Annotated in this window: 14 protein-coding genes; 3 read left to right on the forward strand and 11 right to left on the reverse strand. The window is 69.3% G+C overall.

Features of this window, described 5'->3' with window-relative positions; genetic code table 11:
• Nucleotides 1-682 precede the first annotated feature (682 nt).
• From ACFZDC_RS34865 to ACFZDC_RS34910, 10 genes are all read right to left on the reverse strand, one after another.
• Complete coding sequence (locus tag ACFZDC_RS34865; RefSeq protein WP_391330132.1) at nt 683-1,210, reverse strand: integrase; 528 nt, start codon at nt 1,208-1,210, stop codon at nt 683-685.
• 314 nt (nt 1,211-1,524) lie between these two features.
• Nucleotides 1,525-2,295 (reverse strand): methyltransferase domain-containing protein, encoded by a 771-nt coding sequence (locus tag ACFZDC_RS34870; RefSeq protein WP_391330133.1) that lies wholly within the window; start codon nt 2,293-2,295, stop codon nt 1,525-1,527.
• A gap of 48 nt (nt 2,296-2,343) precedes the next feature.
• Nucleotides 2,344-3,576 carry an MAB_1171c family putative transporter gene (locus ACFZDC_RS34875; RefSeq protein ID WP_391330135.1) on the reverse strand — a complete coding sequence of 411 codons (1,233 nt, stop codon included), beginning with the start codon at nt 3,574-3,576 and terminating at the stop codon, nt 2,344-2,346.
• A gap of 5 nt (nt 3,577-3,581) precedes the next feature.
• Nucleotides 3,582-4,082, reverse strand: a complete 501-nt coding sequence (locus ACFZDC_RS34880; protein ID WP_391330136.1) for a hypothetical protein — start codon at nt 4,080-4,082, stop codon at nt 3,582-3,584.
• A 155-nt stretch (nt 4,083-4,237) separates the two neighbouring features.
• Complete coding sequence (locus ACFZDC_RS34885) at nt 4,238-4,759, reverse strand: helix-turn-helix domain-containing protein (protein WP_391330138.1); 522 nt, start codon at nt 4,757-4,759, stop codon at nt 4,238-4,240.
• Between the two features lie 587 nt (nt 4,760-5,346).
• On the reverse strand, nt 5,347-6,957 hold the full coding sequence (locus ACFZDC_RS34890; protein WP_391330140.1) for a BTAD domain-containing putative transcriptional regulator: 1,611 nt from the start codon (nt 6,955-6,957) through the stop codon (nt 5,347-5,349).
• Between the two features lie 285 nt (nt 6,958-7,242).
• Nucleotides 7,243-8,586 carry an FAD-dependent oxidoreductase gene (locus ACFZDC_RS34895; RefSeq protein ID WP_391330142.1) on the reverse strand — a complete coding sequence of 448 codons (1,344 nt, stop codon included), beginning with the start codon at nt 8,584-8,586 and terminating at the stop codon, nt 7,243-7,245.
• 246 nt (nt 8,587-8,832) lie between these two features.
• The gene (locus tag ACFZDC_RS34900) at nt 8,833-9,207 is read right to left on the reverse strand and encodes a DUF397 domain-containing protein (protein WP_391330143.1); all 375 of its coding nucleotides are present in this window, start codon (nt 9,205-9,207) and stop codon (nt 8,833-8,835) included.
• The gene (locus ACFZDC_RS34905) at nt 9,111-10,415 is read right to left on the reverse strand and encodes a Scr1 family TA system antitoxin-like transcriptional regulator (RefSeq protein ID WP_391330145.1); all 1,305 of its coding nucleotides are present in this window, start codon (nt 10,413-10,415) and stop codon (nt 9,111-9,113) included. The genes ACFZDC_RS34900 and ACFZDC_RS34905 overlap by 97 nt, the downstream gene beginning before the upstream one ends.
• 208 nt (nt 10,416-10,623) lie before the next feature.
• Nucleotides 10,624-11,232, reverse strand: a complete 609-nt coding sequence (locus ACFZDC_RS34910) for an ATP-binding protein (protein ID WP_391330147.1) — start codon at nt 11,230-11,232, stop codon at nt 10,624-10,626.
• 1,163 nt (nt 11,233-12,395) lie between these two features.
• Between ACFZDC_RS34910 and ACFZDC_RS34915 the strand changes: the two genes are divergently transcribed.
• The 3 genes from ACFZDC_RS34915 to ACFZDC_RS34925 are packed head-to-tail and all read left to right on the forward strand — an operon-like array spanning nt 12,396 to nt 14,762.
• Nucleotides 12,396-12,839, forward strand: a complete 444-nt coding sequence (locus tag ACFZDC_RS34915) for a group 1 truncated hemoglobin (protein WP_391330148.1) — start codon at nt 12,396-12,398, stop codon at nt 12,837-12,839.
• A 22-nt stretch (nt 12,840-12,861) separates the two neighbouring features.
• Nucleotides 12,862-14,019 (forward strand): globin domain-containing protein, encoded by a 1,158-nt coding sequence (locus ACFZDC_RS34920; RefSeq protein WP_391330150.1) that lies wholly within the window; start codon nt 12,862-12,864, stop codon nt 14,017-14,019.
• Nucleotides 14,016-14,762: a DivIVA domain-containing protein gene (locus ACFZDC_RS34925; protein ID WP_391330152.1), complete on the forward strand. Its 747-nt coding sequence runs from the start codon at nt 14,016-14,018 to the stop codon at nt 14,760-14,762. The genes ACFZDC_RS34920 and ACFZDC_RS34925 overlap by 4 nt, the downstream gene beginning before the upstream one ends.
• 19 nt (nt 14,763-14,781) lie before the next feature.
• Here the strand turns inward: ACFZDC_RS34925 and ACFZDC_RS34930 are convergent, their stop codons facing one another.
• The gene (locus ACFZDC_RS34930) at nt 14,782-15,228 is read right to left on the reverse strand and encodes a helix-turn-helix domain-containing protein (RefSeq protein WP_391330187.1); all 447 of its coding nucleotides are present in this window, start codon (nt 15,226-15,228) and stop codon (nt 14,782-14,784) included.
• Nucleotides 15,229-15,296 lie beyond the last annotated feature (68 nt).

The raw sequence follows: 15,296 nt of genomic DNA on the forward strand, positions 1-15,296 counted from the left end.
GTCGGCGCCGAGCAGTATCGTCGGGTCTGAGGCATGGACCTCGGCAGGCGGGGCTGTCTTGTTGTTCTTGGCCGTGGGCAGGGGCGGGAGGACGGCCCGTGCGGAACGGCCGGCTGCCTTTCGTTCCGGCTTCCATCGGGAGCCGGTGTGCGCAACGCGGACCTCGGCTGTCGACCCGGCGAGGCCGGCCAGCCCGCTGACGGGCGACAGAGGAGGCATTCCGGTAGGGCTTGTCCATGGGCAGACGGCCGGACCTCAGGACCAGTCCAACGGTACGAACGGCGAGTGGCTCGCCGCTTGCGATGAACAACGGCCCTTCGGACGCCAGGACTGTCATGACCTCGACTATGGCCAGGATCTGAGCGTCGATGTGAGAGCCGGCGTTGAGTGCCCAGGGCCGTCGCCCGAGCCACCAGCCGTGAACCGGGACTGTGGCAGCCGCAAGCGTGCCAGGCTTGCTGGTACGGAGTCGACGGCATGATGCCGGACTCGTCGAACTGCGCTTTGAGGTCCTGATACAGCACGAGCGCCTCGGCGTTGCGCTCCTCCGCTCGTGCGAGAGCCGCAGTGGCGTGACGCAGTTCGGCCACGGCCTGCTTGACCTGATGACGATCGGCTTTTGCCCGGAGCAGTCGCTTGGCCTGCTGAAATGCCTCTTGGACGTCGAAGCCGCGGACTTCGGTCACCTTGCGGGATGCCGCGGCCCTGCGCTGCACCACGGCGGGGTGCAGCATGCTGAGGTGCGGTTCGTCCGCGTCCTGGAGGACTTCCAACGGAGCCCTTCGGCTTCGCCGAGCCACCCTTCGCGCTCGGCTTCGATGATTCGCGCGTGCAGGTTGTTTCGGATTTCTTCGAGGCGAGACCGCTCAACGGGGTTCACGATGAGGACCGGACAGCGCACGCAAGCGTGTTCGTGACTGCAATCCGTTCCGTAGGCCCGTCCGCATTCTCCGAGTGCGAGCTTCCTGCGTTCGAAGTGGCTGAGGAACTCGTCCCATTCTCCCCGGGGGGCAGCACGGTACTCATCGGCCGGCCTGGTCGCGCGGCCGCGGGCGATGAAGGCACGGTGCGCTTCGATCGCGTCGGCGGGGTAGATCGCCGCGTAGCCCATGGTGGTGTTGAGGCTGTCGTGGCCGGCGATGACCTGGGCGATGTGTGGGGGCAGGCCGTTGAGGACGGCGTCGGTGATGAAGATCCCTTCTGAAGTCATGCGGTGCGAAGTGCAGGGGGGCACCGGTGCTGTCGACCAGTCCGGATGCGTCGAGCGTCTCCGTCAGGGCCGTTTGTTCCGAGACGCGGCGGGTTTCTCCGCTGACCGCCCATTGAAAGAGGACCGGCATGGGATCGTTCCAGGTCCTCTCATTGCTGTCGTACGTACGGATCGAGGGGATCACTCCGTTCGGCTGGTTCTTACGGAAGCCCCCTTTCCAGCGGAGAGGATGGCGAGTTGCTGTCCGGTGGACAGCAACTGACCCTCGATGTCGCCCCGATAGGCGTCCTGCACCCTCACCTGCCACCGCACGATCACCTGCGGGATCGGGCGTCGGCCGGGCGACGGCCCCATGCCGAGATGGTCATTTGAGGAATGTCGATGAACCCCGGATCCTTCAATAGGCTGGCGAATTCGGTGAGGTCAGTGTCGGTGACGAGGCCACTGGCCAGGAGAGCGGGGGCAGCCCGGTCGATGAGTGGAGCCCAGCGGTCCTTTTCGAGCCCACCCATGCAGCCCAGGTTTCCGGAGTAGCTCACCTCGTTGAGTGCATTGCGGGCGAGGAGGGAGGGCAGGCTGCGGGCCCAGGACATGTCGGCGCCGTGTTCTCGGTAGGTGTGCTGGTAGGCGGAGAGGATGCGTTGGATAAGGGGGAAGGGGGAGTGATCGGCCGGCAGGTCGTAGGGCTCCTCGATGATGAGCCAGCCACCGGGAGAGAGCCAACTGGCGGCCTGTGTGAGCATGTCGTCACGGTTGGGCAGGTGACAGAACAGATAGCGGGCATGGATGAGATCGAAGGTGCCGGGCGTGTAATCCTCGTGCGTGATATCCGCTTCCTGGATTTCCAGGTTCGTGGCGCGGTCGGCATCGAGGTGGCGGGTGTCCAGGTCGACCGCGACGACTCGGCCGTCCGGGCAGCGCGCGGCGAGCCAGTAGGCGATGGAGCCGGCGCCTGCACCAAGTTCCAGGCAATTCCAGGTTGGCTGGATGCCAAGGCGATCGAGGATGCCGGTGGTGAAGGTGTCGACGCTGCCTTGGATGGACTCCAAGCGGTCACGTTCGCGGGGGGCGTCGTTGCTCAGCATGCCAGTGCTGTAGGGGGTGGTGGCGGGGCGCTGTGTCAAGGGTGTCGCCTAATCGTGGGAGTCGGGCAAGTCGTGGGAGATGGTCGGGACTTGCTGATCGCTGCGGTTCGTCTGGGCGGAATGGGCGGTGGGCTGTGCGGCGAAGGAGCGTACGGCGGGAAGGGTGCGGGCTCGAAGAACGGCGAGCAGGAATGTGGCCTCGCTGTGCAGGCAGTCTTCGCTGGGGTGTGCGGTGGCGAGCGGGTTCGGCCGGGGCGCGCTTGCGGCGGCTTTGGCCTGAAGCGCGGCGTGCAGCCAGCCGGCGGTGACCGCCGCCTCGACGTGCTCTTGGGGAAGGTCCTGGGTGGTGACGTGGCGGCGGGCGTGTTCCATCGTCTCGGGGGTCACGTAGTCCTGCAGGATGAGCAGGGCGTCGCGGATCTCGATGACCTGGCGGTAGAGCCGGAGATGGATCGTGTGCGGGCTGCCGAGCACTTGGCGGATCCGGCTGCGCGGTTTGTCGAGGGCGATGTGTGGGACGGTTTCGACGAGGTCGTGCCATAGGGGGTACAAGCGCCACATGGCTTGCGCGTCGCGGACCGTGCGATGGGCGGTAAGAGCCAGTGGCAGACCGACCCCGGTGGTCATCAGCCAAGCCGTGAGCCCGATGTTGTCGGGGAACAGCTCGCCCAGCCAGGCCGGTCGAGTCAGGAGGAAGGCCAGAACGACGCACCAGAACACGCTGGAGGAGAGGAAGCCTGCGGCGAGCAGGAGCAGGCCGGTGCGCAGGGGCCGGTCGTCACGGGCCTGGCGGCCGTAGCGCACACACAGCACAGCGCACGGGACTGTGCCGACGAGGTGAGCGCTGACGAGCAGCCACCAGAAGGGGCTGTACCAGGGGACGGCCTCTGCATTGACGCAGCCGGCATGCGGGTCGATGGTGTAGTCGAGCACGATCAGTGCGGCGATTGTCACGATCATCGGTCCGTAGATCAGCCAGGGACGGCGCCGTGCCATGGCTGCGAGGACGAAGTCGAGTATGAGGGCCGAGCTGAGGACACCCCACGCGTTCATGAACAGGCCGCAGCTTTGGGCGAAGGTGAAAGTGTGGTTCAGCGCGGCGGAGACAGGGTCCAGATAGACGGTGATCGACCCCGCCATGCCGATTACGGCCATCAGCAGCATTTTCTGCTGATGAGAGCGGCGGGCGGTGGGCAGCCGGAGGAGGATCACCAGCCACAGTGCCAGTGCGCCCAGGAGTTCTGCCCGGTACCCCAGGTCGTGGATCACTTGTAAGTCCATGGCCTCTACCTGCGGATCCCGAGGGCGGCCTCGAGCGCGCCGCGCACACCTGCCGACGGCGAGGGAGCGCGCATACTTGCGGTGGAATGGATCAGGCTGGCGAGAAGTTCGGCTTCCTGCTCCTGCTCAGTGGAGTAGTTGGTGCGGGCCAGGAGTCGGCTGATCATGTCGGGGCTGATGCTCGGCAACAGCGTGGAGAGCGCGCCGCGTGTCTCCTGGTCAGTGATGCGGTGATCCCACAGGATGTGCCCGACTTCATGGAGAACGATGTGTTCCTGATGGAACTTCGTGGCCTTTTCCTCGACGTAGATCGTGTCGTGGGTATCGGCGGCGATCCACAGCCCGCAGGCGCTGATGGCAGAGCCGATCGGCACAGTGTGGATCCGGATCGGCCGGCCCCGCCGCACCGACAGCTCGTCCACGAAAGCGTCGGCGGAGAACGGGCTTGGGATGTCGAGCGCGCTGACGAGCGCCTCGCACCGTTTGCGGACCTTCCGTGTGGTCATGGTGTCGCCCTGCTCTGCGATCGGACACCGATGGAAACTGCCGTCACATGCGTGGCATATGGCCACACCTTGCGGCCCCGAGCCGGTCTGCTTCTGGCAGCGGCTTCGGCAGCGGCCTGCCCGAGCGGAGCACGGCATCGGGTGCGGTTTCGGTGTCACGTGTTGGTGGGGGGTTGTTGACCGGACGTGTGCCGCACCTCGTCTCCGGTCGGCAGCACGCCGCGCAGCGAATCGCGGGCCTGCGCCGCAGCGTCGATGATCCCGGACAGGAGCCGCGAGACCTGGTCGGTGGTCGTGGCGACGGGCTGCGCGTGCGACGTTCGCAGGGCAAGGCCCGCAGCCTTGCTGTCCCGCAACTCCTTGAGGAATTCCAGCTCTTTGTTGACCTGCTGAAAGACCTCGTCATCGAGGAAGTAGGCACAGCGCTGGATGCCGAGGCTGTGAGCGACTTTCACCAGCGTCTCGATGGTCAGGTTGGCACCCTCGGCGGACTCGACTGACGCCAGGGTGCGTTTTGACACCCCGGCGAGCTCGGCGAGTTTGGCCAGGCTGAACGGTCCTTCGGGGTGGCTCCTGCGGATGTAACGAAGTCGCGCGGCGATATCGGCCTTCGTCGCGTGAACGTGGTCGTCCAAGGTCCGCGACCCGGATGTATCGGGTGCGTGCTGCTCCTCCACCGCCCACCTCCTTGGTGCGCCATATTGCTCCATCGCGGCAACATGTTGCAACCTGGCGTTCGAGGGGCCTATGGTCCTCGGTGTGAAGCGGGGGCTCACGAGAGGGTGATGGGCACATGCTAACGCGCCATCAGCGGGTTCTGTCCGTAAGGCCTACGGCCGGACTTCCTGCCCTCTCGCTCGGGGGACGGTATCTGCCGGAGAAGTCCGGCAGGTACCGCCCCGTGCCGGCCGTCGTTGTGTCGCTCACGCACAACGGGCTGTGGTGCCGACGCTGCACCACAGCCTGCTGCACCTGCATCCGGCCTGGCGCGCCGCGGGGCGCTGACGGACGCCGGGCGCTGTGAAGACGCGACACCGAGTATGCCCCTGGGGCGCTGCAGCGAGCGCTTCAGCCCGGCGTTTGCCGTCATGCCGTTTCCGGATCTTCGCCCCCTGGAGGCCGCAATGCGTTAGCTCATAAGCGGCCCCAGAGAGAGGAGCCGCCAGTGCGGGAGAGTAATTGTCAATACCCGTGGATCTGAGCTGCGCTCATGGCGATGTGGGCTTGCGGGCGAGGATCTGGATCCCGGTCGACTCGTGACCGTTCATGGTGGGCACCGTGATAGTCCGGGTGTCGATGGTCTGGAACCAGCTGGCGCGCACCGACATCGCCCACCCGGGATCTCGTCGAGGCGGTTCTGAGCGTCGGTCAGCCGTTCGACGAAGGCGCTCAGGGGCCAGCTGGGGCGGGCTGCCATGCGGGCGCCGACGATGCGCAGGGCGAGCGGGAGACGGCCGCACATCTGCACGATCGCGTCGGTCGCCTCGGGTTCCGCGGCCACCCGCTCCTTGCCGACGAGCCGCTCCAGCAGAGCGGTCGCCTGGTCGTGGAACATGACGCCGAGATGGAGATGGGTGGCGCCTTCCAGGGAGGTCAGGATCTCGCGGCTGGTGATCACCACCGCGCAGCCCGGACCGGCGGGGAGCAGCGGCCGGACCTGCTCGACGCCGGCCGCGTTGTCGAGCACCACCAGCAGCCGCCGGTCGGCCACCAGCGAGCGGAACGTGGCAGCGGCCTCCTCCGTGTTGGAGGGAATGGCCACCTCCGGAACGCCGAGCGTCGCGAGGAACCGTCCGAGCACCTCACCGGGTTCGAGGGGCGTCAGCCCGGCGGTGGCCCCGTGCAGGTCGACGTAGAACTGGCCGTCCGGGAAGCGTTCGGCGAGCTGGTGGGCGGTGTGGATGGCCAGAGCCGACTTGCCCACCCCGCCGGCATCGTCGATCACGGCCATCGCCACCCGGCCCTCGTCGCCGTCCTGCAGCAGTTGGTGCAGCACCGAGCTCTCGCCCGCGCGGCCGACGAAGGTGGCGCTGAGGTGGGGAAGCTCCCTGGGCACCACGACGGGCCTGCGCTCGGCGGCCCTCGCGGGTTCGGCGGGCGGCCGGGCCCCGAGCAGCAACGACGCGTCGGCCCGCAGGATCTGCTGGCGCAGCTGTTGCAGGGGCGGGCCCGGCTCGATTCCCAGTTCCTCGGCCAGCTGGTGCCGCAGGTCCTGGTAGGCGGCCAGCGCGTCGGCCTGCCGGCCCGCCCGGTACAGGGCCAACATGAGCCGGCCCCGCAGCCCCTCGCGCAGCGGGTGCTCGGCCACCAGTGCGTCGAGTTCGTCGAGGACGGCATCGTGGCGGCCCAGCCTCAGCCGGGCCTCGATGCGCGACTCCCGCGCCTGCGTGCGGTACCCCGCAAAGCGCATCGCCTCGGCCTCCAGGGCGGGCGTCGGCGGTACGTCGGCGAAGGGGGCGTCGCGCCACAGTCCCAGGGCCTCTTCGAGCCGCTCCGCGGCGGTCTCGGGCGCACCGCCGTCGAGCTCCCGCCCGCCCTGCTCGATCAGCTCCACGAACCAGTGGGCGTCGACCTCGCCCGGTGCCACGACGAGCCGGTAGCCGTGGGCCCGGTACCCCTGCGCGTGGGTCACCAGCAGTCGGCCCGACTCATCCCCCAGCGCCCGCCGCACCCGCGACACATAGCCCTGCAGGAGCTTGTCCACGCTCTGCGGAGGGTCGGCGCCCCAGAGTTCCGCGACCAGCCGGTCGGTGGAGACCACCTGGTTGGCGTCACACAGCAGCACCGCCAGCAGCATCCGCCACTTCGCAGGGGCGAGGGGGATCTCGTCGCTGCCGCGCCACAGCCCGAGAGGACCGAGGACCTGATACCGCATGCCACGCTCCGTCAGTCGTCACCCGTGCAAGGCAGGCCTGACGCAGGCCGGTTCCGGAGCCGGACACGTGCGGAAGCCGCGGAACCGGCCACGGACAGCCACCATATGACCTCCAGCGGTACCTCGAAAGCGCCAGCGCGGGGTTCGAACATCCCGGGCGCAATCTCCGCGGGCGGCAAGGAACTTGCCGACTCGCGTGCGACCGGTGGGATGCATTCCCTTTTGTTCCCTCCACGCTCCGAGCGCGGCGCCGGTGCGCCGCGCTTCAGAGCCGGAGAGCGTACGTCACCCGCGGGCCGGCGACCGGCGGGCGGCCAGCAGGCTGCGGACGACCGTGGCGGGCCGCAGGGCCGCGCCCGGCGGAGCCAGCAGGTGCTGCATGTCGAGGACGACGCGGTGCGCGTCCACCGAGACGTGGCTGGCCAGCAGCACCTGGCGGACATAGCGGTTCACCAGGTCGGTGCCCGGCGGCCGGCGGCCCACCGTCTCCGGGTACATGAAATCACGGCCCGTCGCTACCTGCCACGGGCCGGCGATCACCTTGGCCGCCGCACGGTAGTAGGCGCGGGCCATCCTTGAGGACGTGGTGTCGAACCGGTCCAGGCAGCGGCCGAGTTCCACCGCTTCCAGGGCGGCGACGCTCATGCCCTGCCCGTACACCGGATTGAAACTGCACAGGGCGTCACCGATCGCCACATAGCCCGAGGGAGGCTGCCGCAGCCGCTCGAAGAGACGCCGCCGGGCCTGCGGATAGGTGAACCGTCGCGCATCCTCCTCACCCACCGGCTCGGCGCGGGCGACCAGTTCTCCGACGTGGGGGGTCGGCAGCTCGGCGGCGAACGTCGCGAACCCCTGCGGATCGACGGGCGCGTGGGTCCCGTGCCAGCCGGCCAGGGTGACCATCCACCGGTCGCCCTCGACGGGGAAGACGGCGGCCGCCCGCTTGTCGTGCGGGGGAACGCCGGCTATCAGGTAGAGCAGTACGTCGTCGAGCAACCGGTCGTCGGCACCGCGCCGCAGCAGGCGGGTGGCGTATCCGACGTCCACCTTGACGGTGGCCACCTCGGGGGTCGAACAGCCCAGGGCGTGCAGCCACCGGTCGGACCGCGTACCGCTCTGTCCTGTCGCGTCCACCACCAGATCCGCGGCGAGGACCTCGCCCCCGTCCAGTTCGACCCCGGTCACCCTGCCGGCGGACCCGGTCAGCCCGCACACCGCGAGGAGGTCGCGGACCTCCACGGTGGGCAACGCGGCCACGCGGGCCCGTACCGCGTGCTCCAGGAAGGCGCGGCTGAGGCTGATCCCCTGCAGTCCGGTGGCACAGCGGATCCGATGGCCCCCCATCTGGTGGAAGAGCAGGTCCGAGCCGGGATCGAAGGGCACCGCCCCGCCCGCGACGAACTCGTCGGTGAGACCGGGAAACAGCTCTTCGAGCGTGCTCTGCCCGCTGACCAGCAACGCGTGCGCATGGCCACTCTGCGGCACGCCTCGCCGGTCTCGCGCGTCCCCGGGCAGAGCGTCCCGGTCCACGACGGTCACCCGGGTGAACCGGTCGGCCAGCGCACGCGCCGCGACAAGTCCGGCCATCGACCCGCCGATGACCACTGCCTGTGCACCGACCCAACCCATGGTCGGACCTCCCTTCGAGGGAACCACCGGCCTCAGCCAGTGGGAGAATCGAATCCTTGGCGTGCCCGGCGCCGGGACGAAGACGCATCGGGCCGCGGCGCGGAGGGCGGCCGGGTCCCGCGCCGGGATCCGGCGTCGGCGGCTCGAGGGCGCGCCGTACATCCACGTGCGTGCGTGGGTCGCCTCACGGAGCCTCCACAACCCCGGTGAAAGTGGTGCCGCGACAGTTCACGGCACCGGGGCAGTCTAGAAGTGCGGTGTGGCATGCGCCACTTCAGGGACGCCGACCTGTGCCGCCGGCCCGTACGAGCGGCCCAGGGGAACGACCTCCCAGTGCCCGTCAGGCGCATGGCGGGGGCACGGACGTGGGGTCGCGGCCCCTGACGAAACGTCCTGCCGCTGCAGGAGGAGCCGCGGCGCGGCCGTTCGGGTGCGTCCGGCGGTGGACGGTGCCACGGGGCGGGTAAGTGCCCAACCCCCGCCGTCTCCCAGGGCCGTAAGAAATGCCTGCCACTGTTCCCGACCTAACCCGAACGCCGGGCCATCGGGGTCCTTGCTGTCCCGGACGTAGACGGCGTGTCCGGCATCGGCGACCTCCACACAGTTCCCTCCGTTTCCCATGCTGTAGCTGCTCTTGCGCCAGTGCAGTTCAGTCGGGTCCACCATCGATTTCCTTTCGCAGCCGACTTATGAGGGTGCGCGAGTCCTGGGGGGGACAGTGCGTTGGCCTGGATGAGGTTGAAGGCGAGCTGATGCTGCCGGAGTTGATGGGCGTCGTTGGTCACCTGGCCGCCGATGAACGACTCCCCGTAGAGGACGTCCGGGCCCTCCCGGAAGCCCATGATGCGGAACGGGGTCATGCCCCCGGGGTGCTCGCGCACACTGAACGGGATGACCTGAAGGTGCACCTTGGGCAGCTCGGCCAGGGTCACCAGGTGTCCGAGCTGCTCGCTCATGGTCCGGCTCCCGCCGACGCGCCGACGGAGCACCGCCTCGTCGAGGGTGATCATGATCTGCGGTGGGTCGCGTCTCTCCAGAATGCGCTGCCGGTCCAAGCGGGCGGTCACGTACTGCTCGATCTGCAGCGCCGGGGCCACCGGATGGGCGGTGGTGAAGACGGCCCGGGCGTAGGCCTCGGTCTGCAGCAGACCGGGAACGGCGACAGTCTCGAATTCCTGGACGAAACTCGCCTGCTGCTCCAACTCGATGACCTGCCAGAACCAGTCCGGATAGGCGGACTTGACGAGGGAGGGCCACAGAGCTGCCAAGGCGCCGTCCGCGCCGAGCAGCCGGTCGGCCTCGACGGCGAAGCTGCGGGAGGGCATCCCCTCGGCGTTCTCCACCCGCTCGACCTCCGCCTCGGCGCACCGCAACCGCTCGGCGACCTCCCGGCGGGCGAGTCCGGCCGCCAACCGGTACCGCTGCACCGTGCCCCCGAAGCGGGCCAGTGCGGAGGGCAGGTTCTCACCGCGAGACTGCGTCGGGCCGGCCTCCGGCGCCCTCACCGGTACCAGGCCCCGGCCGGCCGGCGGTTGCCAGGCCACCGTCCCGTCCGGCCCGAGCGCGGCCCGAGCGATCGGCGTAGGCAGCCAGGACGGCTTCGGCTGCCGCGGCGCCGCCGGAACGCGGCTGAGCAGCCCCCAGGAATGCACGCCCGGGCGGGCCGCGGCGGACAGGGCCGCCTCGATACAGGCCCGTGCGCTCTGCTCCGTCGCACACGTACCGCACGGACCCTGCTGGTGTCTGCTGTCGCAGACCTGGTGCACCTCCCACGCGTAGAGGTGGCTGTGTTCCAGCGCGGATGAACTCCGGCCCATGCTTCCGGTCACGCCGTTCACTGGTCCTCCCTCAGGAACTGCGGCCTACCCGACCACCGGTGCCGGCTCGGGCCGATGCCGGGTGTTTGGAGGTGTATTCGTCTTCTGCTGTTCGCGTCTTGCGCCGTTCGCGTCTTCCGCCGTGTGCGTCGCAGGTCGCCGCCCGGGGTACGGCGATCGGTACGGAGCCGCGACGCGGCCCCCGGCCGGCCCACGCGGGTCATCGAGGCGGCGTCCCGCCGCTCCCGTCGATGGCGACGGTGCACCAGGTGGTCTTACGGCCACGGCGGTCCCGGCGCGCACCCCAGGCGGACGCGATCGCCTGCACGAGGAACATCCCTCGGCCCTGCTCCTCCTGGGGACCCGCCTGGTGGACGACGGGCTGTGCCGCGGACCCGTCGGTGACCTCCACCAACAGGCGGTCACCGATCTGCATCAGGTCCAGGGTGGTCCAAGTGTCGGGTGCGTACTTGATCGCGTTCGCGAGCAACTCGCTGACGAGTAACCGGCTGTCGTCGACGACTCCGGACGGGCACCCCCAGGAGAGGAGGGCCTCGCCCACCGCCGCGCGCGCCTTGCCGACCTCGGACGCCGCCGACCGGAGGTGGAGGTGCACATGCCGGCCGAAGCCGAGGTTGCAGTCGGAGCACACGAAGCTGTGGAAGCCGGTCGTCCCTGCCTCGGCGCCGGTGTCGATCCGCATCCGGACGTCCGCCGCCTCGCGGTCGTCACGGGGGTACGGCGTGGCCGACCGCTGCCGAGGCACCTGCCCGCCGTGCGACTGTTCATGAGGCACCGCACGGTGATGCGGATCATGAAGATAGGTCATGACACGCCCCTCTGCCGCAGTGGGCGGGCGTGGGGGCCGCTGCCGCTCGGGATCTGCGGGCAATGGTGCGATCGGCGCTTCGGCGCCCTGGCACGGCGTCGACGCGGAGCGCGCTGACCGGGGGCCCGCCGTCGTCGACACCCGGTATCCCGGGCGAGGGACGTTCGCTCCCTGCGTTTCCAGGCATCGATGCCCTCCCGACAGCCGTTCACCGAGGCAGCGGCTCCCCCGCGGCTTGTCCGAGCTTCACCCTGCACGACCGGGGGAGAGCGGCGGTATATCGGCGGTATCCGTCCGGTCGCGGGCAGCGCGTCCGTCGTCCGAACCGAGTGGCGCGCCGTCAATCGCGTCGGCCCGAGGAGACGAGCTCCAGGACGACAAATGCACCGCGCACGAAGATCTATCGGCATGAAGGGAGGCCCAGACCGGTTCCTCCGGTCCGCGAGCACGAAAAGACGAAACCGACCCGGAATCGGAGACGGATTCCTCTATTCCTGGTTGCCCCCCACACTGATCCGCGGTTCGCCGCTGCCGTCGATACGCGCCGACTCCCTCGGCAAATGCCCTCGGTCAACTCGTCGCGAGCGGTGGGGAGATCACTGTATCTCCGAGATCGCCCGCGAGCCCGGAGCCACCACAGGCTGACGCCGCCACGGCGTCGCTCACGCAGCACTTGTTGGATGCGCCACACCGACCAGTGGCGATCAAGTCAAACTCGCCGTCGGCGTCCTGAATCCCCTCCGGGCGCAGACTCCAACTCCCGCTGGCAGCAGCCGTGTTACGGCAACAGGGCCCCACCGGTCGGCACCGATCGAATCACGCCACCGCATGGGATGACGGCCGTGGTTCCAGGCTTGCGACGCACCGTCAACTTACGACAGGATCCCGAGCGTCCGCTTCCGGCTGAATGGGGTCACAGCCCTGCCGCGGTGCACGTACCACCGGGTTTGCCTCGGGCATACACACCGAGGTGCCGGCTCGGTGACGCCCTGACCGACATCGTCGCCGGCGGCGGGCGCGGCGGTGTATGAGGCACGTGGCTGGAGATCCCGGCTGTGGCCGGACCCGCCACACGGGGGACGGGGGCGCGCATACCCGGGGATGAGGCACACCGACGTGCCGCCATCTGACGACCACAGATGAGAAAGGCCCAAGTGACAGACATGACGCTGGACGAAGCCGCCGCGACGCACGCGAAGGAGCCGGCCGCCGACCAGCCGGGAAGCCCCGTGTACTACCAGCAGATCGGCGGCGCGCAGGCCGTCAGAAAGGTCGTCGACGATCTCTATCTCCACGCGTTGAAGGACGAGCAACTGTCCCCGTACTTCGACGGCGTCGACCTGCCCACGCTCAAGCGCCACATGGTGCTGATGCTGACCAAGGTCCTCGGCGGCCCGGACAACTACGCCGGGCGAGGTCTGGCCGAGGCGCACCAGGGCCTGGACATCACCGGGGAACACTACGAGCGGGTGAGCCACGTCCTGCTCGGGGTGCTGTGGGAGAACCGCGTCGGGGTGGACGTGCTGATGCACGTCTCCGGCGTGCTGACCGCGGTCAAGGAGCAGATCGTCCGAGAGACCGGCGACGAGCTGGTGCGGAGAGCCTGACATTGTGGTTGACGCTCGCCGTTTGCAGGAGAGCTGGAACGTGGTCGCCGGTTACGGCGACCAGGTGCCGCTGTTCTTCTACTCGACGCTGTTCTTCACCCATCCCGAGACCCGGGACATGTTCCCGATCGGCATGGCAGGTCAGCGCGACAAGCTGTTCGGGGCGCTGGGCACCATCGTGTCCCGCGTCGACCAGGTGGACGACCTGGTGCCGTTCCTGGAGCAACTCGGCCGGGACCACCGCAAGTTCGGCGTCCAGGCCGACCATTACCCCGCGGTGGGGTCCGCCCTGCTGGGGACCCTGGCCCACTTCCTCGGCCCGCAGTGGACCGGCCAACTGGCCGCCGACTGGCAGGCGGCGTACGAGTTGGTCGCCAAGGTCATGCGCCAGGCCGCCGAGGAGGCCACCAACAGCAGCCCGCCCTGGTGGGACGCCGAGGTGATCGGGCACGAACGGCGAACGCTGGATGTGGCCGTGCTCACCGTCAAGCCCAACTATCGCCTGGACTACCTGCCCGGCCAGAGCGTGGCGGTCGAGACCCACCTGCGTCCCGGGCTGTGGCGCTACTACAGTCCGGCCAACGCCCCCCGCCCGGACGGCACCCTCGACCTCCACGTCCGCATGGTGCCGGGCGGCCCGGTCTCCTCGGCGCTGGTGCACGGCGTCCAGATCGGGGACGTGCTGAGGTTCGGCGCCCCGGTCGGCAACCGGCTGACGCTGGACCCGGACGGAGACCGGCCGCTGCTGCTGGTCGCCGGCGGCACCGGGCTGGCGCCGCTGAAGGCCCTTGCCGAGCAGGTCGCCGGGCAGCGGGCCGGGCGACCGGAACGCCGAGTGACACTCGTCGTCGGCGCACACACTGACCACGACCTGTACGACTGGCCGGCGCTGGAAGCCCTCGCCAAGGCCAACCACCGCTGGCTGAACGTGATCCCGGCCGTCTCCGAGGTCTCCCTGCGGCCCGAGGAGAACGGCACCGCGGTGGAGGTGGCGCTGCGCCTCGGCCGCTTCACCGACCACGAGGTGTACGTCTGCGGCTCGGACACCATGGTGCGCGACTCGGTGCAGCGCCTCGCGCAGACCGGTACGCCCGCCGAGCGCATCCGGTTCGAGTCGTTCACCGGCCTGGGCGGCGAGCAGTACGGCGTCGCGTCTCACGGGGAGGACATGGAGTCATGAGCACGCCCTACAACCAACCCCAGCGTCGGCTGACGCCCGAACAGATCCGCACCAAGCAGTTCACCCGCACCCCGATCGGCCGGCGCGGCCTCAGCGAGGAGGAGGTCGGGCGTTTCATGCTGAGGGTCGCCGACGAGTTGACGGCGCTCCATCAGGACCTGGCCGGGCTGTGGGCCGAGAACGACCGCCTGCGCAACTTCTACCGCGAGCGTGGCGAGCGGGCGGAGGGCCATGCCGGTCAGACCGGCATGGCCGTACCTCAGCGGCAGCCGACCTTGGAGGCCGTCAACCTGCTCTCCCGCGCCCAGCAGCAGGCGGACTCGCTGATCGCCCAGGCCCGTGAATACGCCCGGCAGGTCGCCGACCAGGCCCGTAGGCAGTACCACGACGTGCTGCGCGAGGCGCAGCGCCGGGCCCAGGAGGAGGCGGAGCGCGCCGTACTCGAGTACCGCGCCCGCTCCGGCACCCACTACACCGCCGAGTTCGAGGAACTGGAGCGCCGCCTGGCGTGGGCGCGTGCCTTCCTCGACGCCATCCAGTCCGTGGAGTCACAACTCAAGACCGCCCGCGAGGCTTTGGCGTACGAGGTGGAGAAGCTCGCCGACGCCGGCAGGCCCACGCGCCCGGCCACCGGGCCGGGCCACCGGCTGCCCGGGCAGATCCCCGGCGGAACCGTGGACCTTCCGCAAAGCTCGGGCACGAGCGGTCCGAGTGGCGCGGGCACCTGGACCACCACGGGATGAGGAGCCGGCCGTCGGGGTGTCACCGGCACGCCCGACGGCCGGGCACGGCCCGCGTGCCCGGGGACGGCCCAACGGAGCGGCCGGTGTGTCGGCTCCGCAGCCGGGCAGTGCGCTTCTCCAGCAGCCCGTTGTAGAGGGCGCGGTAGATGGTCTCCGGGCAGGCGTTCATCCCCGGCTGTCCAGGGCGAGTGCGGGCCAGGTACTGAGTGATCTGCTGCGGTGACCAGCGCTCTTTGAGCTTGTCGTTGACGATGTCACGTAGCTGAGGGGGGCTTGCTCGGAGTTTCTCCGGCTTCGGACGGCGTCGGCGCAGGATGGCCTGGTTGTGCGACCACCAGGGGTTATGGGTGCCGTTGGGACCGCGGCCGCGGGAGATCTCCCGGTAGACGGTCGAGCGGTGTTTGCCAATTTCCCCGGCGATCGCCGAAGCCGTGTGACCGGCAAGCACGCCCTCGGCGATCGTGATCCGGTCGTCCTAACCCAGATAGCGTTCGTCGATGCATTTGTCGGGCAGCAGCGTGTGTCCGGCCTTGA

It is taken from the genome of Streptomyces sp. NPDC007905 (assembly GCF_042959345.1).
Taxonomy (GTDB): Bacteria; Actinomycetota; Actinomycetes; order Streptomycetales; family Streptomycetaceae; genus Streptomyces.